Origin of the sequence: Rhizobium leguminosarum (assembly GCF_019798305.1) — a bacterium.
Classification (GTDB): Bacteria; Pseudomonadota; Alphaproteobacteria; order Rhizobiales; family Rhizobiaceae; genus Rhizobium; species Rhizobium leguminosarum_U.
In genome coordinates, this window is record NZ_JAAXDD010000002.1 from 209,510 (window position 1) to 231,457 (window position 21,948).

At 60.8% G+C, this 21,948-nt stretch carries 24 protein-coding genes and 5 pseudogenes; 13 read left to right on the forward strand and 16 right to left on the reverse strand.

Annotation, left to right across the window (positions count from 1 at the left end):
* Positions 1–27: 27 nt before the first annotated feature.
* Positions 28–921 (forward strand): hypothetical protein, encoded by an 894-nt coding sequence (locus HFO99_RS04395; protein WP_222359535.1) that lies wholly within the window; start codon positions 28–30, stop codon positions 919–921.
* Here the strand turns inward: HFO99_RS04395 and HFO99_RS04400 are convergent.
* Both HFO99_RS04400 and HFO99_RS04405 read right to left on the reverse strand, forming a co-directional pair.
* Positions 918–1,754: a class I SAM-dependent methyltransferase gene (locus HFO99_RS04400; protein WP_222359899.1), complete on the reverse strand. Its 837-nt coding sequence runs from the start codon at positions 1,752–1,754 to the stop codon at positions 918–920. The two genes, HFO99_RS04395 and HFO99_RS04400, sit on opposite strands and share 4 nt — an antisense overlap.
* 29 nt (positions 1,755–1,783) lie before the next feature.
* Positions 1,784–2,047, reverse strand: a pseudogene (locus tag HFO99_RS04405) (LysR substrate-binding domain-containing protein); the annotation flags it as partial.
* A gap of 183 nt (positions 2,048–2,230) precedes the next feature.
* On the opposite strand from HFO99_RS04405, the gene HFO99_RS04410 reads away from it, so the two are divergent.
* On the forward strand, positions 2,231–2,662 hold the full coding sequence (locus tag HFO99_RS04410; RefSeq protein ID WP_222359537.1) for a nuclear transport factor 2 family protein: 432 nt from the start codon (positions 2,231–2,233) through the stop codon (positions 2,660–2,662).
* Positions 2,663–2,768: 106 nt separating this feature from the next.
* On the opposite strand, the gene HFO99_RS04415 is transcribed toward HFO99_RS04410, so the two are convergent.
* Complete coding sequence (locus tag HFO99_RS04415; RefSeq protein ID WP_222359539.1) at positions 2,769–3,203, reverse strand: MarR family winged helix-turn-helix transcriptional regulator; 435 nt, start codon at positions 3,201–3,203, stop codon at positions 2,769–2,771.
* A 123-nt stretch (positions 3,204–3,326) separates the two neighbouring features.
* Here HFO99_RS04415 and HFO99_RS04420 point away from each other — a divergent pair, with 123 nt between their 5' ends.
* From HFO99_RS04420 to HFO99_RS04430, 3 genes and pseudogenes are all read left to right on the forward strand, one after another.
* The gene (locus HFO99_RS04420) at positions 3,327–3,695 is read left to right on the forward strand and encodes a hypothetical protein (RefSeq protein ID WP_222359541.1); all 369 of its coding nucleotides are present in this window, start codon (positions 3,327–3,329) and stop codon (positions 3,693–3,695) included.
* Positions 3,696–3,697: 2 nt separating this feature from the next.
* Positions 3,698–3,991: pseudogene (locus HFO99_RS04425) on the forward strand (argininosuccinate synthase); the annotation flags it as partial.
* A gap of 333 nt (positions 3,992–4,324) precedes the next feature.
* Positions 4,325–4,498 carry a hypothetical protein gene (locus tag HFO99_RS04430; protein WP_003540843.1) on the forward strand — a complete coding sequence of 58 codons (174 nt, stop codon included), beginning with the start codon at positions 4,325–4,327 and terminating at the stop codon, positions 4,496–4,498.
* A gap of 89 nt (positions 4,499–4,587) precedes the next feature.
* Here the strand turns inward: HFO99_RS04430 and HFO99_RS04435 are convergent.
* Positions 4,588–5,176, reverse strand: a pseudogene (locus HFO99_RS04435) (TetR/AcrR family transcriptional regulator).
* 76 nt (positions 5,177–5,252) lie between these two features.
* On the opposite strand from HFO99_RS04435, the pseudogene HFO99_RS04440 reads away from it, so the two are divergent.
* Positions 5,253–5,801: pseudogene (locus HFO99_RS04440) on the forward strand (class I SAM-dependent methyltransferase); the annotation flags it as partial.
* A 41-nt stretch (positions 5,802–5,842) separates the two neighbouring features.
* Here HFO99_RS04440 and HFO99_RS04445 read toward each other — a convergent pair.
* Positions 5,843–6,226, reverse strand: coding sequence for a VOC family protein (locus HFO99_RS04445; protein WP_222359901.1), 384 nt, complete (start codon positions 6,224–6,226; stop codon positions 5,843–5,845).
* Positions 6,227–6,433: 207 nt separating this feature from the next.
* Here HFO99_RS04445 and ubiA point away from each other — a divergent pair, with 207 nt between their 5' ends.
* Both ubiA and HFO99_RS04455 read left to right on the forward strand, forming a co-directional pair.
* On the forward strand, positions 6,434–7,348 hold the full coding sequence (gene ubiA, locus HFO99_RS04450; protein ID WP_222359543.1) for a 4-hydroxybenzoate octaprenyltransferase: 915 nt from the start codon (positions 6,434–6,436) through the stop codon (positions 7,346–7,348).
* Between the two features lie 21 nt (positions 7,349–7,369).
* Complete coding sequence (locus tag HFO99_RS04455) at positions 7,370–8,146, forward strand: phosphodiester glycosidase family protein (RefSeq protein ID WP_222359545.1); 777 nt, start codon at positions 7,370–7,372, stop codon at positions 8,144–8,146.
* A gap of 28 nt (positions 8,147–8,174) precedes the next feature.
* Here the strand turns inward: HFO99_RS04455 and HFO99_RS04460 are convergent, their stop codons facing one another.
* From HFO99_RS04460 to HFO99_RS04475, 4 genes are all read right to left on the reverse strand, one after another.
* A complete protein-coding gene (locus HFO99_RS04460) occupies positions 8,175–9,038 on the reverse strand; it encodes an endonuclease/exonuclease/phosphatase family protein (RefSeq protein ID WP_315860467.1) in 864 nt (287 codons plus the stop codon).
* A 158-nt stretch (positions 9,039–9,196) separates the two neighbouring features.
* Positions 9,197–9,784 carry a demethoxyubiquinone hydroxylase family protein gene (locus HFO99_RS04465; protein WP_222359547.1) on the reverse strand — a complete coding sequence of 196 codons (588 nt, stop codon included), beginning with the start codon at positions 9,782–9,784 and terminating at the stop codon, positions 9,197–9,199.
* Positions 9,785–9,897: 113 nt separating this feature from the next.
* Entirely contained in the window at positions 9,898–10,539 is a 642-nt protein-coding gene (locus tag HFO99_RS04470; protein ID WP_222301227.1) for a glutathione S-transferase family protein, read from the reverse strand.
* An 86-nt stretch (positions 10,540–10,625) separates the two neighbouring features.
* On the reverse strand, positions 10,626–12,506 hold the full coding sequence (locus HFO99_RS04475) for an ABC transporter ATP-binding protein (RefSeq protein WP_222359549.1): 1,881 nt from the start codon (positions 12,504–12,506) through the stop codon (positions 10,626–10,628).
* A 239-nt stretch (positions 12,507–12,745) separates the two neighbouring features.
* On the opposite strand from HFO99_RS04475, the gene HFO99_RS04480 reads away from it, so the two are divergent.
* Complete coding sequence (locus HFO99_RS04480) at positions 12,746–13,147, forward strand: GFA family protein (RefSeq protein ID WP_222359551.1); 402 nt, start codon at positions 12,746–12,748, stop codon at positions 13,145–13,147.
* 79 nt (positions 13,148–13,226) lie between these two features.
* On the opposite strand, the gene HFO99_RS04485 is transcribed toward HFO99_RS04480, so the two are convergent.
* The 3 genes from HFO99_RS04485 to HFO99_RS04495 all read right to left on the reverse strand — a co-directional run bounded on the left by HFO99_RS04485 (position 13,227) and on the right by HFO99_RS04495 (position 15,590).
* The gene (locus HFO99_RS04485) at positions 13,227–13,700 is read right to left on the reverse strand and encodes a VOC family protein (protein ID WP_222359553.1); all 474 of its coding nucleotides are present in this window, start codon (positions 13,698–13,700) and stop codon (positions 13,227–13,229) included.
* 275 nt (positions 13,701–13,975) lie between these two features.
* Positions 13,976–14,980, reverse strand: coding sequence for a carbon-nitrogen hydrolase family protein (locus tag HFO99_RS04490; RefSeq protein ID WP_222359555.1), 1,005 nt, complete (start codon positions 14,978–14,980; stop codon positions 13,976–13,978).
* Between the two features lie 223 nt (positions 14,981–15,203).
* Positions 15,204–15,590, reverse strand: a complete 387-nt coding sequence (locus tag HFO99_RS04495; protein WP_222359557.1) for a VOC family protein — start codon at positions 15,588–15,590, stop codon at positions 15,204–15,206.
* A 190-nt stretch (positions 15,591–15,780) separates the two neighbouring features.
* Here HFO99_RS04495 and HFO99_RS04500 point away from each other — a divergent pair, with 190 nt between their 5' ends.
* Positions 15,781–15,996, forward strand: coding sequence for a hypothetical protein (locus HFO99_RS04500; protein ID WP_222359559.1), 216 nt, complete (start codon positions 15,781–15,783; stop codon positions 15,994–15,996).
* Between the two features lie 87 nt (positions 15,997–16,083).
* Positions 16,084–16,908, forward strand: a complete 825-nt coding sequence (gene dapB / locus HFO99_RS04505; RefSeq protein WP_222359562.1) for a 4-hydroxy-tetrahydrodipicolinate reductase — start codon at positions 16,084–16,086, stop codon at positions 16,906–16,908.
* A 16-nt stretch (positions 16,909–16,924) separates the two neighbouring features.
* Here the strand turns inward: dapB and HFO99_RS04510 are convergent, their stop codons facing one another.
* From HFO99_RS04510 to HFO99_RS04520, 3 genes are all read right to left on the reverse strand, one after another.
* Entirely contained in the window at positions 16,925–17,845 is a 921-nt protein-coding gene (locus HFO99_RS04510) for an ornithine cyclodeaminase family protein (protein WP_222359564.1), read from the reverse strand.
* 96 nt (positions 17,846–17,941) lie between these two features.
* Entirely contained in the window at positions 17,942–18,448 is a 507-nt protein-coding gene (locus HFO99_RS04515; protein ID WP_222301211.1) for a GNAT family N-acetyltransferase, read from the reverse strand.
* 134 nt (positions 18,449–18,582) lie between these two features.
* Positions 18,583–19,056: a hypothetical protein gene (locus tag HFO99_RS04520; RefSeq protein WP_222359567.1), complete on the reverse strand. Its 474-nt coding sequence runs from the start codon at positions 19,054–19,056 to the stop codon at positions 18,583–18,585.
* Positions 19,057–19,369: 313 nt separating this feature from the next.
* Between HFO99_RS04520 and HFO99_RS04525 the strand changes: the two genes are divergently transcribed.
* Entirely contained in the window at positions 19,370–20,773 is a 1,404-nt protein-coding gene (locus HFO99_RS04525; RefSeq protein WP_222359568.1) for a pyridoxal phosphate-dependent decarboxylase family protein, read from the forward strand.
* A 77-nt stretch (positions 20,774–20,850) separates the two neighbouring features.
* A pseudogene (locus HFO99_RS04530) lies at positions 20,851–21,045 on the forward strand (phosphotyrosine protein phosphatase); the annotation flags it as partial.
* 306 nt (positions 21,046–21,351) lie between these two features.
* Here the strand turns inward: HFO99_RS04530 and HFO99_RS04535 are convergent.
* Positions 21,352–21,945, reverse strand: a complete 594-nt coding sequence (locus HFO99_RS04535) for a hypothetical protein (protein ID WP_222359572.1) — start codon at positions 21,943–21,945, stop codon at positions 21,352–21,354.
* Positions 21,946–21,948: the final 3 nt, after the last annotated feature.

The window sequence follows — 21,948 nt, forward strand, 5'->3', positions numbered from 1 at the left end:
ATTCAAAGCACTCCAGGGGACGCGCAAATGAGCCGCGCATCCCGCCATCCGCCTTGCGCGCCACCATCGCCTCGCCTATGGGAATGGCAGCACTTCCAAGGCCTTCCCGTGTTCCGTTTTACCCTTCACCTCCTGATCGCCCTCATCCTGACGCTGCTGACGCAGATCGGCGGCATCGCCTATCTTGTGGCGCTGGCCGCCTCCCACGCCTGGGGCTTGCGGCAGTTTCTGGCAAAGCTTGCGATCTTCCTGCTTTGTTATACCAGCGCCACCTTTGCCGCGAGCCTTGCGGCGCCGATCTTCGGACGAGTTCCCCTCTCCTGCGTCGCCGGCGTGACAGACCGGCTCGTAGTCCGCTCCCCGATCTACTGCCTGCTGAACCGCAACTACGTCGCACCAGAGCTGCGCGATCTGGCAAAGGCGCTTGCCGCCCACATGGAGAGGGAATTCCCCGGAACCGTCACCGTCGCGCTGGATGCGAATTTCCCCTTCGTGAACGGCTTCCCGCTGCTGCCTCATCTGTCGCATGCCGATGGGAAGAAGCTCGACTTCGCCTATTATTACAAGGATGCGGACGGCACCTTCCTGAATGGCGCCACCCGCTCCCCCATCGGCTATTTCGCCTTTGAGCAACCCGCCCTCGGCGATGAACTGCCATGCGAAGGGCGCAACGACTGGCTCACCACCCGCTGGAACTTCGATGCGCTGCAGCCTCTCTTTCCGGCCTATCGGATCGAGGAGCAGCGCACATCGGCCGCAATCGGCTGGTTGACGAGTGAAGGCGTGACGCGCTTCGGCCTGCAGAAGATCTTCATCGAGCCGCATCTGAAGAACGCGCTCGGCATCACCGACAGCCATATCCGCTTTCAAGGCTGCCGCGCTGCCCGCCACGACGACCATATTCATATCCAGGTCGACTAATGGTCTGCCTCTAAGGAGCGTCGCCGTGCGATATAGATCGCCGTCGTCATGTTGCGTTCAACGCGTCCGCCAAATCGGGATGCGGCAATGGCTTCCAGAGCATCGAGCAGCGCGCTGCGCTCGGCCGGCGGCAGTGTGGTCACGTTGGAATAGGTTGCGTAGAGCCTGCGGACGGCTGCCGGATCGAGCGTCAGCGTCCACCAAAGAAATTGCGGCTCGTCGGCAATGAAGCCGGTGGCGGCCAGTTCCGCGACACGGGCGCCAGTGTCCAGCCCGTGAGGCAATCGCTCCGCATCGCCGCTCGACAGGCTCGACGGATGACTCGCGAACAGATGCACCGTTTCGTCGTGGAAGGCATCCGGCCGGCCTGCATCGCCGAAGACGTTCCACCACAGGGCGACGGCTCCGCCCGGCCGAAGCAGACCATGGATCTTCTTCAGCGAAGCTTTCGGATCAAGCCAGTGAAACATCGTCGCGGCAGCGACCAGATCGAAGGAGGCCGGCTTGAGATCGGCGGTCTCGAAAGGAGCCTCCACGATATCGAGACAGGGATCGTCGATCGAGGTGCGAAGGTAATCCGCAAGCCGGCCATCGGGCTCGACGGCAACGAGGCTGCGCGGCCGGTGACCGAGCAGCGCCATCGTCGCCAGCCCCGAACCGGCGCCGATCTCCAATATATCGATGCCGGCCCTGAGACCGGCGCGCTCGCGCAGGGCCGCCCAGGTCGCTTGCGGATAAGCCGGTCGCGCGCGGTGATAATTGGCAGGATCATCGCCAAACGCTTCGCGGCCAAACAGCTGGTCAAGCTTTATCCTTTTCATCGCGGACTCCATTCGGCCGAGGCGCTGTGGCACCCTAGATCTCAAGAATGACTGATTTCGGCAAGGAGCCAATCACGAAATGCCTTCACCTTGCGTTGGTGGATCGCGCGCGGCGGATACACCACGAAGTACTGCGACGCGGATGTGAGCGCCTGTCTGAAAGGCCTGACCAGTCGGCCCGCGGCAAGGTCGGCGGCGACGAGCATCGTGCGCCCCAAAACCACGCCTTCTCCCTGTACTGCGGATTCGACGGCGAAGGTAGCAGAGTCGAAGGTCAGGCCGCTCTTCGGATCGACATCCCTGACAGCCTATGCCGGCTAATGCATGTCGCCCAAAGTGTGCGGCGGTTTTGGGATGGCGATATGCATCACAGAGAGACTAAAGCGCGGCGCGCTTTAGTCCCATTGAACTCTTGGCCGGCATTGGCAATTGCACCACCCACAAGCATACTGCTACCCGGGATGCCCCCTTGAAATTGAGGGTGATCGATGGAGACTGCGGTCAGGAACCTGTTCGCGCGATATCAGCGGTTCTTCAATCGCGCGCTGAATGGTGATGTGGACTTGGATGCGAGCGCGTCGTTCTACGCTTCCGCGTTCATCGCAGCCTCGCCCGCCGGGGTCATGGCCGGAAAAAACGACGATCAACTCGGACGGCTCATGGAGCAGGGCTATGAGCAGTACCGAGCGACAGGAACGAAAGAAATGCGGATACGCGATCTCCGGCTCTCCCCGATCGATGAGTGTCATTGCGTGGCTCACATTGCCTGGACGGGGATCTACTCTCGACGGGATGAGCCGGATATCTCGATAGATTTCGATGTCCATTATCTCGTTCAGAAGCTGAATGGAGAGCCGAAGATATTTGGTTGGGTTTCCGGCGATGAGCAGGCGCTCTTGAAAGAATACGGAATCGTCTGACACAGCGCGTCGGCAATTGCGCAAAAACAAAAAGTTAGACCACCTCCGTGCAACGGAGAACCAGGAATGATCTAGCCTCCGCGACGACGATACGATCCCTCGCCCGTCAGTGCCCGCCTTCGGTCTTGGCAAGCAGCCTGGCCAGTTCTTCGAGCTCTCCGGCCGAAAGGTGCCGGAGTTCCACCGGCGGGCGATAGTGCTCCGCCAAAAGCTCATCCTTGGTGGCTGCGCCCTTCCCGGTCAGTTGTACCAGCTTGACGCGGCGGTCGTATTCCGGCGTCACGCGTTCGGCAAGGCCCACTCGCTCCAGCCGATCGACGAGCCACGTCGCAGTCGAGGCGTCGCATCCCCATTGACGGGCGAGCGCGCTGATCGGCTCTCCCTCGCCGTGCAAGGTGAACAGAGCCCTGGAATCGTTTGGCGTCAGCCCCCTCGCCTGAAGGCTTTCCAGCCGCTCCGGCGCCGATTTCATCAAGAGATCGAACATCATCCGCCACGCCGAGGCGGCGGCTTTGGCATGGCGGTCGGAGGCAGAAGGCATCAAATATCCCCGCAACACACTTGAAAAATAGTTTTATTACTCAAATTATCGTATCGATCAAACCTTATTGGCGATTTCCCCCGGAAGGCCCATTGGGCGTCCACCTTGCCAAGGAGCCATGCCATGCGTTCAGCCGTCGCGATCCTCTTCCTGATCGAAACCTGTCTTTATGCCATTGCCTCGCTCACCCATGCCGGGTTCGTCCTCGAAGGCCACGAACACCGGCAGGCGATGATTGCCGAAGCGGTGATATCAGCTGTCCTCCTTCTCGGCCTGATCTCGCTCGGCCTTGACCGATCGTGGAGCCGAACGGCTGCGATCTTTGCCCAGTCCTTCGCCCTCCTCGGCACTCTCATCGGCGCCTTCACCATCGCCGTCGGCGTCGGCCCGCAAACCACGCTCGATTACATCACCCATGCCGTGATGATCCTGCTCCTGGTCACTGGCCTCGTCTGGCTGGCAAGGAGCCGGAGCGCCTCTTCTCTCGGATAGGGATCATGCCCCGCTGCGCCGAGCTGATCTACAACGGCTTCTGGTTCGCTCCCGAGCGGGAAATGCTGCAAGCGCTGATCGACCACAGCCAGGCTTTCGTCAGCGGCGAAGTGACGCTCAGGCTCTACAAGGGAAGCGCCTCGGTCATCTCCCGCGCCTCCCCCTGCTCACTCTACTCCGCTGACCTCGTCACCTTTGAAGAAAGCGCCATCGCCTTCGATCATCACGACGCGGAAGGCTTCATCAGGCTCAACGGATTACGGCTCAGGAGCTGGGCGGCCCGCAACGGCAGATGACCGCCGATCTTACGTCAGCCAGCGTACTTAACGCTCATGGCGCTCCAAAACGCCTTCCCCGGCAACTTCGACCGACGGAAACCGGACGAAACGAGCCCGTTCGGATCTTAACGGATAGGTCAATGCCCACGTTGACGGCATCTCCCCTCGCGGCTGGCCGAAGCAGTCAAGGCATCCATGCAGAAGCCCCGAATCCAATTTCAAACGGTTTTTAAATACCCCCTCCGAAAGCTAATCGATTTTAATTTTATCGTTAAAATTTTCTTGTTGCAGCGCAAAAGAATTTAGACATTAATTTGTGCGGATGCTCAGTTTATTCGTTGGAGAACTCGCATGACTGTGACATTTCCGCTGACCGAAAAGCGTGACGCCGAGACATTGCTGAAACACTTGACGTCGCACAATCTCAGCGTTCCGGGAAACTGCGTCGTGTCGCTTAAGGCGCACGTCGCCCAGGTCTCATCCTCTCATACGACCGCGCTCGGCACCGCCCGTACCGCCTGGTAGGGATTGAATGTCCCGGCATCGCCGTCCACAATAGGATCGATGCGATCCTGGGTGGATCGCCTATGCGGGATGGATAAAGCCGGCGCGTGTTATCTCGCGGCAGGCAGCCCCATGCCCACGAGCTTCAGGATATCCTCGACCTTCGCGTCGGGGTCGGCACCGGGTTCGACCTGACCGTCGATCATCAGCAAGGCAAGGCCATGCGTCAGCGACCAGAGAAAGAGCGCGGCGTTCGGCACGTCTCCGGGTGTCAGTCGCTTTTCCAGGTCGTCCTTCATCTCCGATAGACCTGCATCCGCAGGGCGCGTATCGCCTCGTTTCCTTTGGAATAGGCTTGAAAGCCCTCCCCGAACATCAGCCGGTAGAGACCTGGATTCGCGCGGGCAAAGGCGACATAGGCGATGCCGCCGGCCAGCAGATGACGCCGAGGACCGGCTAGCGCTGCATCGATGCCTTCGCTGAGTTCGGCAAATCCTTGTTCGGCGAGTGCCGCCGCGATGGCGTCGAGGCTGTTGAAATAATGGTATGCCGCCGGAGCCGAGACGCCGGCGCGGCGGCCGATCTCCCGCATGCTCAGCGCCGCCGGGCCCCTTCCTCCAACAGCGCCCTCGCCACGGACAGCAGTGTGGGGCGCAAATTGCCGTGATGATAGCGGGGCGATCCGTCGTGTGTGGCCATGTCTCAATCTAATCTTTACAGCGTTAAAATCATGCTCTAGTCTTCCGGCGATGACAAGGTATCCGCTGCGGTTCGTGCACTGCGCAATCCCCACACCGGCCTGAAGGTCTTCGAAGTCGATCACCCGGCGACGCAGAACTGGAAGCAGATGCGGCTTGACGAGACCGGACTGACGCAAAGCCTGCCGATATTCGTTCCTGTCGATTTCGAACATCAGGATTTGAAAACGCGTCTCGTCGATTCCGGCTTCGAGCCCGAGGCGCCCTCCTTCTTCATCTGGCTTGGCGTCGTGTCATATCTCACGGAGGCGTCGGTCTTTACGCTGTTGCGCTTCGTCGCCGGCCTGCCGAGCGCATCCATCGTCTTCGACTACAGCGAACCCCTCGAAAACTATTCGCCCGAACGCCGTGCCCGCGCCGCGGAAATGGGCGCGCGCACGGCCGCGGCCGGCGAGCCATGGCTGACGCACTTCGATCCCGAGGATCTTGCGAACCGATTGCTGAGCCTGGGCTTCACATCCCTGGAGGATATCGGCCCGACCGAAATGGCAAGACGCTTCTTCGGCCTGCCCAGGGATGCGCCGGATCGCGGCGCCGGTCCCCACGTCATATTCGCCGAGAAATAGGGAAATCCCCGCGACGTCGAGTTGCGGCAATCGAGTTGGCGTCAGCTATCGCAGACGACAGCAATCTTGTTTCCGGCGGGGTCACGCACGTAAGCGGAATACCAGTTCGGCCCGTAGTGCGGACGTAAACCAGGTGCGCCTTCGTCCGTTCCGCCGTTGGTCATGGCAGCATCGTAAAAAGCATCCACCTCGGCGCGGGACTTGGCCATGAAAGCGACCATCGAGACATTTTCGGCGCTCGCCGGTTCGCCGTTGAACGGTTCGCAAACCCACAGAACGAAACCTTCACCCTTCCCGCCTTCGGAATAAGCGCTCCATCCAGGAAGTTCCCTATGTTTGCTCCAACCGATCGTTGCCAGGGTCGCATCATAAAAACCATTCGATTTGACGGAATCGACTGCACCGACGGTTGCGTAGACGCTCATGATCTTCCCTTTTGCTGCTCCAAGATCGGAAGAATTCATACCGCAAACATGCGAACACAACTGGCCGCATTTTCCGCAGAAGGTCAGCGACCAATCGCATCGGACGGTTATTGCCGTGTCTGCAAAAATTCCTATTCTGGGCAGCGCCGCTGGCGACAAAAACCTGAGGCTTCATGGCTATTTGCGACAGGAAATTTGGATCACATCATGACGACTCTGAGCCGCCCCGATCTCAGCGACATCCACCGTGGCGACTGGGTGGATCGCCGGCTGCCCATCGCATGGCGGCCATATGCGCGGTTGGCGCGGCTGGATCGCCCGGTCGGAATTTGGCTGACGCTCTTCCCGTGCTGGGCCGCCCTTATCCAGGCATCGCACGGTCACCCGGATCTCAGGCAATTGGCGATCTTCTCTCTCGGCGCTCTTCTGATGAGAAGTGCCGGTTCGACGGTCAACGACATCGCCGATCGGAAATTTGATGGCCATGTCGAGCGGACCCGCTTTCGACCTCTGGCAAGTGGAGAGATCGTCACGCGACAGGCCTTTATCTTCCTGACCGTTGAATTCGCACTGGCGGCTTCGCTTCTGTTTTTCCTGACGCCCCACACGCGCCTCATCGCGATATGTGTCCTGCCGCTTGTCTTCGTCTATCCACTCTGCAAGCGTTTCACCCACTGGCCCCAGGCCGTCCTGGGCGCGGCGTTCAACTGGGGGATCCTGATGGCATGGGCCGAGGCTGCAGGACATATCCCGGTGGGCGCCCTGCTGATGTGGGCCGGGGCCATCGCCTGGCAGATCGGCTATGATACGATCTATGCCTATGTCGATCTGAAGGACGACGCCCGCCTTGGCCTGAAATCGACGGCAATCCTGTTCGGCCGGCACGGCCAGTCCTTGATCGGCCTGTTTTATGCCCTGGCGGTCGGCGCGTGGTCGCTCGGAGGCTGGCTGTTGGAAATGTCGCCGCCTTATGCGATCGGAATGCTGGTGATCGCCATCCATTTTGCCTGGCAGACCCGGCGGATCGATCTTGCCCGCCCGGAGCTGAATTATCGCCTGTTCCTGGCGAATATCCTGACCGGGGTGCTGCTCGCCTGCACGGCTTTGTCAGGCACATGGTAAGCAGCTCGAGGACGTGACACTATGATCCATCTCAAACACGGCATATTCGCCGCGGCCATCATGCTGGCAGCAACGATGACATCCCTGCATCAGGCGCATGCGCAACCATGCGAGCAGGAAGGCTTCGAAGAAGCGAAATACGTCGTCTGCACGCTGGAACCAGGCAAAGCCGATCTGCGATTGTTCTGGAAAAACGCCGAAGGCGCGCCGTACCGCACTTTTTCAAGCCTGGCCGAAGCCGTTCGCGCCAAGGGGCGAACGCTGGCCCTGGCCGTCAACGCCGGGATGTACCGGGCCGATTTTTCGCCGATGGGACTCTATGTCGAGAACGCCAGGGAATTGCAGCCCGCCAATACGACGGAGGTCGAAAGCTCCGCCGGTCAGGTGCCGAATTTCTATAAGAAGCCGAACGGCGTGTTCTTTCTGGGTGAGGCAGGTGCCGGGATACTCCCGACCGATGAATTTCTGAAGCGTCGGCCCAAGGTGCAGTTCGCCACGCAATCCGGCCCGATGCTTGTCATCGCCAACAAGCTGAACCCGATCTTCATCGTCGGCTCGACGGACCGAACCCGCCGCAACGGTGTCGGCGTCTGCGAGCATGGCACGGTTCGTTTCGCGATCAGCGAAGACGGCGTGAATTTCCATGATTTCGCACGGCTCTTCCGCGACCATCTGAAATGCCCCGATGCCTTGTTTCTCGATGGCGGACGCGGTGTCGGACTTTACAATCCGGCAATGGGCCGCAACGACCGATCCTGGCACGGCGGCTACGGCCCCATCTTCGGGCTTATCGAGTAGCGCACCTGGGCAGGTGCCCACGATTTCGTCAGCCGGCCTTTGCATTTGGCCGGACGTCGAGATCGACCATGACCCCGTAGTGATCGCTTGGCCATATTCCATCCACCGGCCGATCGAGGACGCATTCGACCGACTGGATCTCTGCCCGACCCTTGGGATGCGCATCCCACGATCCGACCAGCACGTAGTCAAATCGTCGATGATAGTTTCTCTGTCCGATGATCCGTTCGGCGCCAGCCAGGGCGTTCGGGTTGACGCCGGTCCAGGTTTTTCCGGTCCCGATACCGGCTATTTCCCAGGCGTCGTAATAACAGACGCTTCTTCCCTCGAGTGATTGCCGCCCGGTCAGGAACCGTATAGATGCGGCATCCGGTTCTGCATTGAGGTCGCCGGCAATCAAGGTCGGCAGGTCTTGCCGATGCCTAGCGTCGAGATCGCTGATCGCAACTGCATGACGCTCGCGCGCGACCTCGGCAGCCGGGCGCCAGGCCGCAGTCGTCGCAATGAAGAGCAGGCTGCCAACATCCCCAAGATTCACGACAGCGGCAAGGGTCGCCCAGGGCACATCAGGCGCCTGTGGCATCCTTGGATCGAGCACCTCGACAACCCTGTGCGGCCAGCGGGTCGCGATCGCCGTGCCGCCATATCTGTCGGAATAAGCCGGCTGGAAAGCCTGCACGTCCTGTTGGTGCGTGATGTGCATGTCGAGCCCGTCGACGATGGTATCGAGGCTCGCCTTCTCGCGCGTTTGAATGACCTCCTGCAATGCCAGAAGATCGGGCTTCAGACGGCGAAGCTCCTTATTGATAATCTGATGCCGCCGGCTGTCGCCCTCGACATTCCAGACATTGAACGTGATCACCCGCACGTGCATGGCTTTGGACCTGCTCACTTGGAATGCGAGTCAAAGCAGCGGAGGGCGGATATGTTCCCTCCACTGCATAATTCTTGAAATCGGAATCGATTGAAGGATAAAATTATGCAGCAATTCAAAGCGCTACTTCCAAGGGCTGCCCCCGACAGCGGCAAGCCGTCGTCTTCACAGCAAGACTAGCCCCTCCCCGCACGCGCCATTTCGGCGCGCATCCAGCTCGAGTCTCCCCAGGTCGAGAGCCAGATCATCAGGTCGGTCAGGGCGCCGACGACGGGCAGCAGCAGGGCGTGGCTGAGCCCCTGCCCTTTCTGGCTGCTTTCGGCCGTCCTGAGATGCGCCAGTTCCTGTTCCTGGATCGACGCGATGAGGGCGTGAAGCTCGGGATCGCGCTTTGCAAGGAAAGCCAACTGGTCTTCGAGATGGCGATGAACCGTGCTTTCGATTGCCTCGGTGCAAATCCAGATCATGTTGCGCCCGGCAAGCGCCGTCAGGAAGCCGAGCACAGAACCGCCGAGGCTCCAGAATTCCATGACACGACAGGGCTTCGCGCACCTTGCAGGCATCGCCTCGCGAAACAGGCGGCAATGGTCGATCTCGTCCCGACGCATCTCTTCAAGTGCCGGCACGATGTCGGGAAACAGCCGCCGAGCCACCAGAATCTGGGCGCCATAGATCCTGATAGCGCCGAACTCGCCCGCATGGTTGACCTTCAGAATGCGACGGATGGTGACATCGGGGTCGCGCCTGCCCGATAGATTGATCATGACCACCCTGCCCTCGGTTCCCTTGCGCGCAATAGGCAGGACAGCCGCCGCGAACGTCACGGGGTGCGGCGACGGAGAAGGTCCGGTCCCCTACGCTTTGGGCGCCGGTCTGCTCAGTCTGCCGCGGCAAAATGAGCGATCTGGTCGGCATGCGCCTTTGCGAAAGATGGGCGGGCCGTGGCGCGCGCGACATAATCACGGCAGGCGGGATATTCCGCCAATCCGTCGAACCGGTTGATGAGGCGCAGCACATCGGCCATGAGGATATCGGCGACGGAGAAGGTGCCCGCCAGCCATTCGCGCCCTGCCAGGACCGGCTCCATGTGCTTCAGCCGGTGGTCCTTGAGAAACGAGTCCATAAGCCCATATGCCGGCGCATCACCCGTGATGCCGGAGAAGATCAATATCGACCAGGGCAGGCTTGCAGCCTCGACGGAATTCAGCGCTGCAAACAGCCATTCCAAAACTTCGGCGCGACCGCGCGGATCGGCGGGCATCAGCGCGTCGCTGCGATTGCCGAGATGGAGCAGGATGGCGCCGCTCTCGAAAATCGAGATGTCGCCATCGGTCAACCACGGCACCTGGCCGAAGGGCTGGTGCACGAAATGCTCGGGCTTGCGACCGCGAAACGGTACGCTCTCGACACGATAGGGCAAGCCGCTCTCTTCCAGCGCCCAACGCACACGCAGGTCACGCACATAACCCCTGGGAGGCTCGGGGACCCAGTCGAAGGTGGTGAGGGTAAGGTTGCCCATCCGGCATCTCCACTTTGTTTCACGGACAAAGGACGGGTGAACGACCCGCGTTCCGACATCACCGACAAATTCTTTCAGTCAGATGGTCAGGTCGCCGGCGAGGCCGGCAAGGGCTCATCGATGTCTTCGGGAATGAAGCCGCCGGTCTGGCGTTTCCACAGGCGCGCGAACAAACCGTCGCGTTCGACCAGCTCATCCGGCCTGCCCTCTTCCACGATGCGCCCGCGATCGAGTACGACGATCCGGTCCATCCTGGCGATGGTCGACAGGCGATGTGCAATGGCGATCACCGTCTTTCCCTCCATGACGAGGTTCAGCCTTTCCTGGATGGCGGCTTCGGATTCGCTGTCGAGGGCGGAGGTCGCTTCGTCCAACACGAGGATCGGCGCGTCCTTCAGGAGAACGCGGGCGATAGCCACGCGCTGACGCTGGCCGCCGGAGAGTTTGATGCCGCGGTCGCCGACGAAGGCATCATAGCCGCTGCGGCCTTCGCCGTCGGAAAGATCGGCGATGAAGACATCGGCGCTTGCCATCTTCGCCACCGCTTCGATCTCGCCCCTCGTCGCCTCCGGCCGGCCGTAACGGATATTGTCGCCGACCGAACGGTGCAGTAGCGCGACGTCCTGCGCGATGACCCCAATGGCGCGGCGAAGGCTTGCCTGCGTGATCTCGCGGATGTCCTGCCCATCGATCAGGACCGCACCATCCTCTATGTCGTAAAAACGCAGCAGCAAGCTCACCAGCGTCGTCTTGCCGGCACCGGAGAGGCCGACGAGCCCTACCTTTTCGCCGGGCCGAACCGTCAGCGACAGGTCATCGATGACAGGCTTGCCCGACTTGTAGGCGAAGCGGACGTTCTCGAAACGGATCTCCCCGCGGCTGACCGTCAGTTCAGTCGCATCCGGCCGGTCTGTGATGGTAGGCGGTGTTGTCATGACCGGCATCGCATCCTTGATCGTGCCGAGCGCGCGGAAGACCTGCTGTCCCATTTGCAGGAATGTGAAGGACCCTGCCGAGAGGCGTTGAAGGATGTAAACCGTTGCGGCGAAATCGCCCACGGTCAGGAATCGGTCAAACAGCCCCCAGAAGCTAATGCCGAGCATGACGAGCCAGAGCACCATGTTGAGGCTGATGACGACGAGTTCGGTTGTCCGGTAGATCCGCTGCTCGTGGTGAAGCGTATCGACCCCGGCGGACATGATCTTTCTCAGCGCACCCGCCTCGCTATCTTCTGCTGCGAACTGCTTGACCATCTGGATATTGCCGTAGATGTCCGTCAAAGCGCCGGAGATGAGGCTGTTCTGCTTTGCCGAGCGGCGGGCGCGTTCCGTGAAATCAGGAACGACCTTGATCGTAAAGAGCACGTTGAAGGCAACCCAGACGATGACTGGCAGCGCAAGCTGCCAGGAGAGCGCGAGCAGAAGAACAACGGAGCCGATGATCTGAAGCAGGAAGCGGGGTGCCGTCTGGAACGCGATCAGGATCTGTTGCTGAACGGCACTGGCGACCTGACCGAGTCGGGATGCGACCTGGCCGGCGAAGAGATCATGGAAGAAGGCGAGGTCCTGCCGCTCGACCGCCTTGTGCCCCTGCCATTGAATCGCAACGGGCAGGCTGATGCCGATCGTGTGCGAGTTGAGGATATTGGTGATGTAGAAAAGAACGGGCATCACGGGAAAAAGCAGAAAGGCGAGGACTGCCAGCAGCCGGAATTTACTGTCGACGAAGAGCTCCACGCCTTGTGTCGTCACTCCGTCGACAATCACCGAAAGACCCCAGATGATCGTAAGGTTGATGGCTTCGATGGCCATCGAGGTCAGCGCCATGGTAATGATGACGCCCCGAAACATCACGATGAAGTGCAAAAGAACCGCGACAGGTCCCTTGGTGGGCATCGGCCGGTAGGGGATGTCGAGCGGCCGGATCAAGGTTTCGAAGGGACGGTAAATCGCATCTGAAATCGACATGGGCCACTCGGATCAAAATCGGGAGGAGGCGTGGACTCAGCTACGCTGGGTCGCAGAAAATCATCTTCGTGCTGCAATCTCAAATAGAAATTTCAGAAAGTCCTAAGAAGCCTGACGTATCGCGAACGCCGGTTAGAAAGCCAGAGAAGCAAGCGGAGACGGAAAGCGCCAATTGCGGTCATCGCGCGAGTGGGGCAGGATGTCGAACTTGAACGGGGAACAGGATTGAACCGACGCTCATGCTGACGGGCTCATGTCATTGCGGCAAGGCAAGCTGGACACTCGAAGGTGATCCGGGCTCGATCACCGCCTGCAACTGCACGCTTTGCCGGCGCTACGGCACGCTGTGGGCCTATGACTACGAAGGAGAGCGCATCGCTCTCGCCGGTGAGACTGCCTCCTACACCCGCGCCGACAGGGACGAGCCGTCTCTCGAAATCTTGTTCTGCCCATCCTGCGCCTGTGTCTTGAGCTGGCGCAGCCTGCGGCTTGGAAAGGATGGCCGCCGGCGCATCGCCGTCAACATGCGGCTTGCGCCGCCGGATCTCGTTCAGCATCTGCCTATCGATCATTTCGACGGCCTGGACACGTTTGAAGACCTTCCATCCAAGGGGCGCTGCGTGCACGATCTCTGGTTCTGAGTCGATTGCGGGGATCGAAACGCGGCCGGACCCCTCCAGATGCGAGACCCGGCAAAAGATCGTTCTGCGCAAGGCCACCTCAGCCGCGCCGGGCCGCCTCGATCGCCGCAATGTCGATCTTCCTCATCGTCATCATCGCGTCAAAAGCACGCTTTGCCTGGCCACCGCCTGCCGAAAGGGCTTCGGAGAGGGCGCGCGGCGTAATCTGCCAGGACACGCCCCACTTGTCCTTGCACCAGCCGCACTCACTTTCCTGACCACCATTGCCGACGATCGCGTTCCAATAGCGATCGGTTTCTTCCTGAGTGTCCGTTGCGATCTGAAAGGAGAAGGCTTCGTTGTGTTTGATCGCGGGACCGCCGTTCAGGCCGATGCAGGGAATACCCGCAACGGTGAATTCAACAACCAGGACGTCTCCCTGCTTGCCGTCAGGATAATCTCCCGGTGCACGAATGACAGCACGCACGGCGCTGTCGGGAAAAGTCGCGGAATAGAAGCGGGCGGCGGCCTCAGCGTCTTTGTCGTACCATACGCAGATCGTGTTCTTTGCCATTGCGCGGTCCTTTCGCACTTCGTTTCGCATTCCCCGGTGAAATAAGAAGCAAACCGTCTTTCTCCAGCCCATGGAAGCGATTTCACGCGGACGATTGCCGAGCGCTGCTAAATGGTTGAGGCCATTGGGATGACCGCTGACACCATTCGGGTTCAATGCGAGGACTTCCGGACAAGCAGCTATGAGACGATTGCGGAACCGCTGGTACGGTTCCGCAAGTGCTTATAGCATCGGCTACATTCAATTTGCCGGAGTGCCGCCGACACGACGCGGCTCTAAAACATATCCCGTCCGTCGCTGCGCGGGTCGCCGTCAACCCGATGCGGCTCGTAGAGGCCGCTCCGCGCCTTGCGCCGCCACCGCCGAGAAAGATCGCCGGGATTATCGTCGATATCGGCAATCGATATCGCAGCCGTTCCATCCGCAGGGCATTGCGCTGCCCATCGGCCGCCGGGCGCGACGATCCCGGAAGAGGCCGGATCAGCCTGACCGGGATGGGCAAGGATCGAGAAGCTGACCCAGTAGCTGTTGCTTGCCGCATGCCCTTGTGCCTCGGCAGCAAAGGACGGCTCGTTGGCCGGCGAGCCGCCTGTCGTCGAGAACAGCACACAGTGGACGTCGAGCCGCTCATATTCGCTGAAAATCTCCGGATAGTGGCATTCCATACCAAGCGCACAGCCGAAACGGATGCCGTCGACCTCGAAGGTCACGGGAATCGAACCCGGCGTGTACATGAAGGAGATCTTGGTGTTCGACAGCAGGCGCTCATCGTAACGCGTCACCAGTTCGCCGCGGTCGGAGACGACATAGAGGCTGTTGTGCGGCCGATGCGGCGCCGTCAGCGGATGCACTGAGCCGATGACCGTCCAGAGCCCCAACTCGCGCGCCAGCTTGCGCGTTGTATCCAGTTCCTCACGCAACACGGCCCATTCGAACCGCCGCCAATCGGACGGCCCGATCTCTCTCGGCCCGATTTCCGACATGATGCGCTTGTTCGGCGATGATGTCGTTCCTTCGGGAAAGTGGATGAGCCGCGCGCCTGCCTCTCGCGCTCGCCGCATCAGCAGGCGTATTTCCTGTCCACTCTGGCGAAGCTTGTCGGCATCGCGGGGATCGTCTGCATGGGTGGTCTGGGCCACGGCCAGACGCAAGCGTCTTGCCGCAGGCAGTGCATCGTTCGCCGACCTGGGAAGAACATGCATGCGGGCGGCGGTGTAGGATTCACCCGTCTTGGCGGCGCGCGCACGCACCCGCCGCTTGAAATTTCCATTCTCAGTCATATCAGGGCCTCTCACGTTCCGGACATCGTTCCCCAGCAACAGGCCCGAAACATCAGGACCAAGGTTCACGACCTGAGACGAAAGTCCCTTTGCCTCCAGTTGAAGACCTAGCTGGGGAAGGTCCTGGGAGGTTCGGCGTTAGGCCACGCCGAGCCAAAGATGCCGAGGCGGCCGCGATTCGTCAATTCGGGGAATGGCCGGGATCGGCTGCCGAGCACCTACCTCAAGCAGGCTTAGCTTGATCCACCCGCCACGGCGGATCGAGGCGGTTCGAACCGGCGAAATAAAGGATGATGCGGTTGCCGCCGGGGTCGAACAGCTCCGCCTCGCGCCAGAGCCAACTCTTGTCCTCCGGTCCGGTGACGAAACGAACACCAGCCTCGCTGAGACTGCCGACCGTCTCGTCCAGCTTCTCGCACTCGAAATACACCGTGGTGCCGCCACCGCCGCCTTCGCCCTGATGCAGGGAGAAGGTGCTGTCCCCGTCCGGGCAGACGAAGCGCGCATAGCGAGGACGAGCGTCGACGACCGGAGTGAGACCGAGAGCGCAGTAGAAGTTCCAGCCCGCATCGAGGTCAGGCATCGTGACAGTTACTTGATTCAGGCGCATGAACTACCTCCTCGGCTGAGTTCGCCCAAAACTATCCGGCGGCCTGGCACCGCGACATTCATAAAAACAAAGGCCTGAAGCCATCGTATGAATCAAATCCTAAGCGAGCAGTTAGTGTCATCGACACAAAACTCGTGTCAGACTGTACAAGCCGCGCGCATGCTGGCGCGCCGATCGAAAGGCCGAAGCCATGCACAAATTCACCGTATCAATCACCCGAGAGATCGAGGCCGATACCGCCGAGGAGGCCGCCTTGCTCATGTACCAAGAACTATCAACGGGACCGATCCCTGACCGCTACTCGGTCGTCAACGAGACGAGCGCTGCCACGGAGGTGAAGCTGGACCGGGAAAAGGCCGACGAATTCGCCACCATCGATCACACCGCCGACCCCGGCAACTGGTAAGCGCCAGACGACCAGAGGGACCACAGGAAATACGGTTTTGCGCCGGGAGCGGAATGAGGTAGTTGCAGCTCGCCTTCTCCGGCGCGAATGCTGGATGCAAATAACCATTCAGCCGGAAACATCGCCAGCGAAGGAAACTCCGTGACCTCACCAATCAAAATAGCCATCGCCGGCGCGAATGGCCGCATGGGTCGCGCCATCCTGCCGCTGCTGGCGGGCGATTCGGGTTTTGCCTTTGTCGGCGGCATCGGCCGTGAGGGCTCCGCAGGCGCCGGGCTGATCGACCGTTCGGCTGCAATCGGAGCAGCCGACGTGATCCTGGATTTCACGACGGGACGTGCAGCCGCCGAACTTGCCGGCCTGTGCGCTTCGGCCGGCGGACCTGCCCTGGTGATCGGGGCGACGGGTTTCGAGCCGGATGAACTCGAACGGATCACAGAGGCCGCCCGCACGATTCCGATCCTGCGCTCCGGCAATTTCTCCATCGGCGTCAACATCCTGGTCGGCCTCGTCGCCCAGGCGGCGCGCGCCCTTCCCGCGCGTGGCTGGGATATCGAAATCCTCGAAGCCCATCACAACAGGAAGATCGACGCGCCGTCCGGCACGGCGCTGATGCTTGGCGAAGCCGCCGCCAAGGGCCGTGGAGTTTCCCTTGCATCCGTCGAGCGGCGCGGGCGTGACGGCATCACCGGTGAGCGCCCAACGGGCGAAATCGGCTTCGCCGTGTTGCGCGCCGGCGGGCTGGTCGGAGAACACAGCGTCCTGTTTGCCGCCGCCGAGGAGGTCGTGACGCTCTCCCATTCGGCTCTCGATCGCGGCATGTTCGCCCGCGGCGCGCTTGCCGCCGCCCGCTGGATCGCAGGGCGCGCGCCCGGCGAATACGCCATGGGGGATGTGCTGGGTCTGGCGTGAATAAAGGGAAACAGGATCACAGCATATCGAGGATTGCCGAGGCGACGACGACTTCGGTTCCAGCCAGGCCGACGGAGCAAAACAAGGTCGTATCGCCAGGCGATCCTCGCCCCGCCGCTTTCCCGGCCATGATATCGGCAAGGTCGGCCATGCGGTGCTCATTGCCGGAGCCGGCCAGGAAAAAGGGCGAAGCATAGGCGCGCGTCTGTTCGGGAGAGTCCGTTGCGATCACGGCTGCGACATCGGCGACATCCAGGCCGAGTTCGTATCCCTCACGCGTTTTCGGGCCGACGGTGCTGACGTGCACGCCGGGCTTCAAATCCCGCGCATGAATGACGGGCGTTCGGCTCGTCGTCGCGCAGATGACGATGTCGGCGTCATCGACGGCTTCAGAGGCGCTGCCGGCAGGCTCCACTTCAATACCCAAGGTGTGCTGCATCTCAGTTGCAAAGGCGGCGCGATTCCTCTCGTCTCGGCTATAGACGCGGGCGCGGTTCAGTTTTCGAACGGCGGCCGCTGCGGCAAGCTGAATTCGTGCTTGCGCTCCGCTTCCGAGGATCCCGACGATGCTGGCGTCAGGCGCGCTGAGATGCCGGATTGCGAGACCGCCGATCGCACCGGTTCTGAGGTTGCCAAGACGCTCTCCAACAACGATGCCTTTAAGCTTGGCGTCGTCCGCCGACCATACCGCGACAATCTGCGAATGCTCCGCCCCGTCGAATGTTTCATAGACCCGGAAGCCCGCGAGCGGTTTGTCGCCGAGGATGCCGCCGACGGTGAAGACGAGATCACCTCGATCGGGAAACGAGACATGGTGCCGGGGCGGAGAGATCAGTCGATCGCCGGCTCTCGCGAGAAAAGCGGTCTCGAGCGCATCGATCGCGACCGCCATCAGCGTGCTGCCGACCAGATCCTCGTCTTTCAGAATTTTTGTCACGGCCAAACCTCCAGCCCATGCCGGCATGCTGCAACCCCAACCCCGCTTGAGGTCAATAGGTCAGACGAACGGATATGGGTTGATATTCGGTGGGAGTTAGCCGACCAGACGGCGAGCCATCATGACGTCGTCGATCTCCCTGCCCTCTTCCAGAACCCCGCCGGGAATCCGGCCGATCTCTGAGAAGCCTTGCCGCTGATAGAAGCGTATTGCCGCCGGGTTCTCCGCGCTGACGAAAAGTTCGAGCTGCAGGATGCCGATACCGCGCGCATGGTCGGCCACCGCGCTGAGCAGCTTGCCCGCAACGCCCGTTCCGCGCAGGCTCCTTCTGACGTAAACCATGATGATCGTCGCGCGATGGGCCATCTTGCTCGACCGCTGCCGAAGCAGGCCCGTTATGCCAACGGGTTCGCCATCCTGAAAGGCGATGAAAACCGGCTCGTTCAGGCGATTGCGCCACTCCTCGAGAGAAAGAGCCGCCCAGTCTTCGTAGCGGCTTGCAAAGAGGGAAGGTTCGGTGCGAAGCGCTTCCAGGCGGATGCGTCGGAAAGCCTCCACTTCGTCTGCCTGGATATGTCTGATCGTCGCGCCGCTTCCATCCATCGGGACCTCCTGCAAAATGACAGGTACTCTCAATACAGATGGCCCCAGCCGTCAACCGGTGTCAGCAAGCCTCGTACTTCGGCCTATGCTTAGAGTTATGAGATCGAATAGAAATCCATCATCTCAAGCGCCGATTACTGCGCCGGACTACCCAGCCGGCCGCCCTTCCGGACGACCGGTTCATCGCTCGGGCCGACCACCGATTGATCGGTCGGCCTCGCAGCCGGTTCGCCGGTTGGCCCGACCATCGGTTCACGGGCTGGCCCGTCGACCGGTTGGCCAGTGGATCGGACGACCAAGGGATCGACTGGTTGGACGGCGGATTGATCGGCTGTTGGCCCGGGCACCGGCTCGCCGGTTGCCCCCGGCACCGGCTTGCCGGTTGCTGCGTTCAACGGCTCACCGGTTGGTCCGGCCGCTGATTGCTCGGTTTGCCCGGCAACTGGCTCATCAGTTGGTCCGGCCACCGATTGATCGGTCGGCTTGTCGATCTTGAACCGCACAACTTCGCCGATGGTGAAGACAAGAACTATCCCGACCAACGTGCATGTCAGCGCGTAGAGAAGGAAATATTTCAGTGCATATCCCTCGCTGATTGGCAGCACCAACTTGACAATGGTGCAAATGATATTTCCTCATTATTGAACGATACTTGCGACGAAGGCAATCATTTTCAACAAGAGCCCCGGATTTTGAAAAATGGACAGCACCGAATAAGGTAATTATTGTATATAGTTAGGAAGCCTCTCCCCGATGCTCAAATTGTCTTGAGGGTCTCGGCAAGGACGAGGTAGAGCCGCCGGACCCGGCCCGGATCTCCCGGGGAAAGACAGCGTCACCGATATGGGCTAGATTGCATGCCGCCAGCAGCCTGCTTTTTGAGGGCGGCCCTTCAGGATCGGCGGCGGCAGGGGGATTCGCATGTCGGCAATCGCATCTCTGTTTCAGGAGGCCGCCCGCCTTGCCGCCGCGTTCCGGCAGGCAGCACCCGCCCGCCATATGCCCACCCACGACTACGCAGCCTCGCTTGCCTGTTTCGACGAGCCGCTGCCGGCGGCCGGTTCCGATATGCTTGATGTCATCAGGCGCCTCTCGGATGGCGCAGAACCCGGGCTACATGCAACCACAGGGCCGCGCTTTTTCGGTTGGGTCATCGGCGGCTCCCATCCGGTCGGTGTCGCCGCCGATTTCCTCACCAGCGCCTGGGGCCAGAATGCCGGAAACCATGTCGTCGCACCGGCCGCGTCCGCCGTCGAGACCGTCGCGGCGAGATGGCTCCTCGATCTCCTGAAGCTGCCCGCCGAAAGCTCGGTCGGCTTCGTCACCGGTGCGACGGTGGCCAACTTCACCTGCCTTGCCGCCGCACGCGGCGAGGTGCTGCGCCAGGCGAGCTGGGATGCCGATGCAAAGGGCCTGTTCGGTGCGCCCGAGATTACCGTGCTGATCGGCGACGACGCCCACACCACCGTCTTCTCCGCGCTTCAGTTCCTTGGCCTCGGGCATGATCGCGTGCTGCGCCTGCCCACCGACGCAATGGGACGGATAGACCCGGCCACGCTGGTCGGCACGCTCGATACTGTCTCTGGACCGGTCATCGCTGTTCTCCAGGCGGGGCAGATCAATACCGGCGCCTTCGACGATTTTGCCGCCATCATCCCGCTGTTGAAGGCGAAAGGCGCCTGGGTGCATATCGATGGCGCCTTTGGCCTCTGGGCGCAGGCGTCAGCGAAGACCAGCCACCTCAGCCGCGGCATCGAAGCGGCCGACAGCTGGGCGACTGACGGCCACAAGTGGCTGCAGACGCCCTATGATTGCGGCTATGCGATCGTCCGCGACGAGCTCGCCCATCGCCGCGCCATGACGATCGCCGCGAGCTATCTGCCGCTCGCCGGCCAAGGCGAACGCGATCCCTCCCACTACGTGCCCGAGCTTTCGAGAAGGTCGCGCGGCTTTGCCACTTGGGCGATGCTGAAACATCTCGGCCGCGACGGCATCGCCACCCTCATCGACCAGTGCTGCACCTCAGCGCGGCTGATGGCCGATCTCCTGTCGCGGCAACCGGGCATCGCCATACTGAACGAAGTGGCGCTGAACCAACTCGTCATCCGCTTCGGAGCGGACCTCGCCTCCGACGAAGGCGACGCGTTGACCCGAAAGACGATCGGAAAGATCCAGGCGGACGGCATCATCTTCGCCGGCGGTGCCAAATGGCGCGGCCGCGACGTCCTGCGCCTCTCCGTCACCAATTTCCAAACGACGTCAGATGAGGCACAACTCGCTGCCCAGAGCATCATCACCGCGTTCAAGAGTGTCAGCCGAGGGTGACGCATAAACTCCCTTGGTTCGCTCGGACACGAAATTGTGCTATCGCCGGCCTCACTCGCTCCAAGAGAGATCGAAACGTGAAAAACGTCCTGTTCGTCTGCAGTCAGAACAAGCTTCGCAGCCCGACGGCCGAACAGGTCTTCGCGAACTGGCCTGATATCGAGGTCTCCTCGGCAGGCACGAACAAGGATGCCGAAAACTCGCTGTCGACAGAACTGTTCGAATGGGCCGATATCGTCTTCGTCATGGAGAAGGCACACCGTGCGAAAATCTAGGGCCTACTTTTTCGATCAGCGACCGATATCGTTCGATCTGGTAAGTCCACCCGATCCGAACAAAGAACCAAAGTCTGGCGTCATCTGGTCCTTCAGATCGGACGTTGACCACTCAATCGCCCAGGGGCGCCGGCGTCGGCAGGGGGCTCCAGTGAGGGGATTTCTCGCACCGCCGCCACGACGGGCGAATATGCCGTGAGAAGGGCAATGGCAAACATCGTGCCCCTATATAACATAAGCGCTGCCTGCGAACGTGGTGCCAACTGCCTCCATCAAACAGCCCGCCCCTTTATCATCCATTTCTCATGCCTCGCGATTAGAGAGAACGTGGCTTCTGATCATGTGAATCGAGATATTCAGCAATTTCACCCCGACGCGCCCCCGACCTTTGCCCTGACCAAATACACTTGCAAGTAAATGATCATAGGCTTCCAGTAGAGAGAGCCACAATTCGTCACCACCTACCTCTTGCTTCAGCTCTGCACCTTTCTGAAGTGCCTCCCAATACTCCATGACAAGATGAACGATCTTAGGATCACGCTCTGCCAGTTCAACCAATTGCCGTAACATCGCGGCAGTTCCCTGTTCAAAGCGCGTTTCACCGGACGCTTTGTCGCGATACGGGAGATCGACCACAAGTTCGTCGTCGGGCGCAACCTCATAATGGGCCAATTTTTCTGGCGCGCATTCGGGCGGCACATATATTGCCAAGCCGTTGTCTTGATTGCCGTTGAGCTTGAGAAACGTGTCGCGCATAAAACTTGGCAGTTTCTCCACTTCTTCGGGCGCGATTTCTTGCAGCCGGGCGAACCAGACTCGGAAGTCTCGACTGTGCCATAACGCTTTCAACTCGCTCTGTTGTTCATCTGAAAGAGCAGTCACAATCTTTCCCTCCATTTC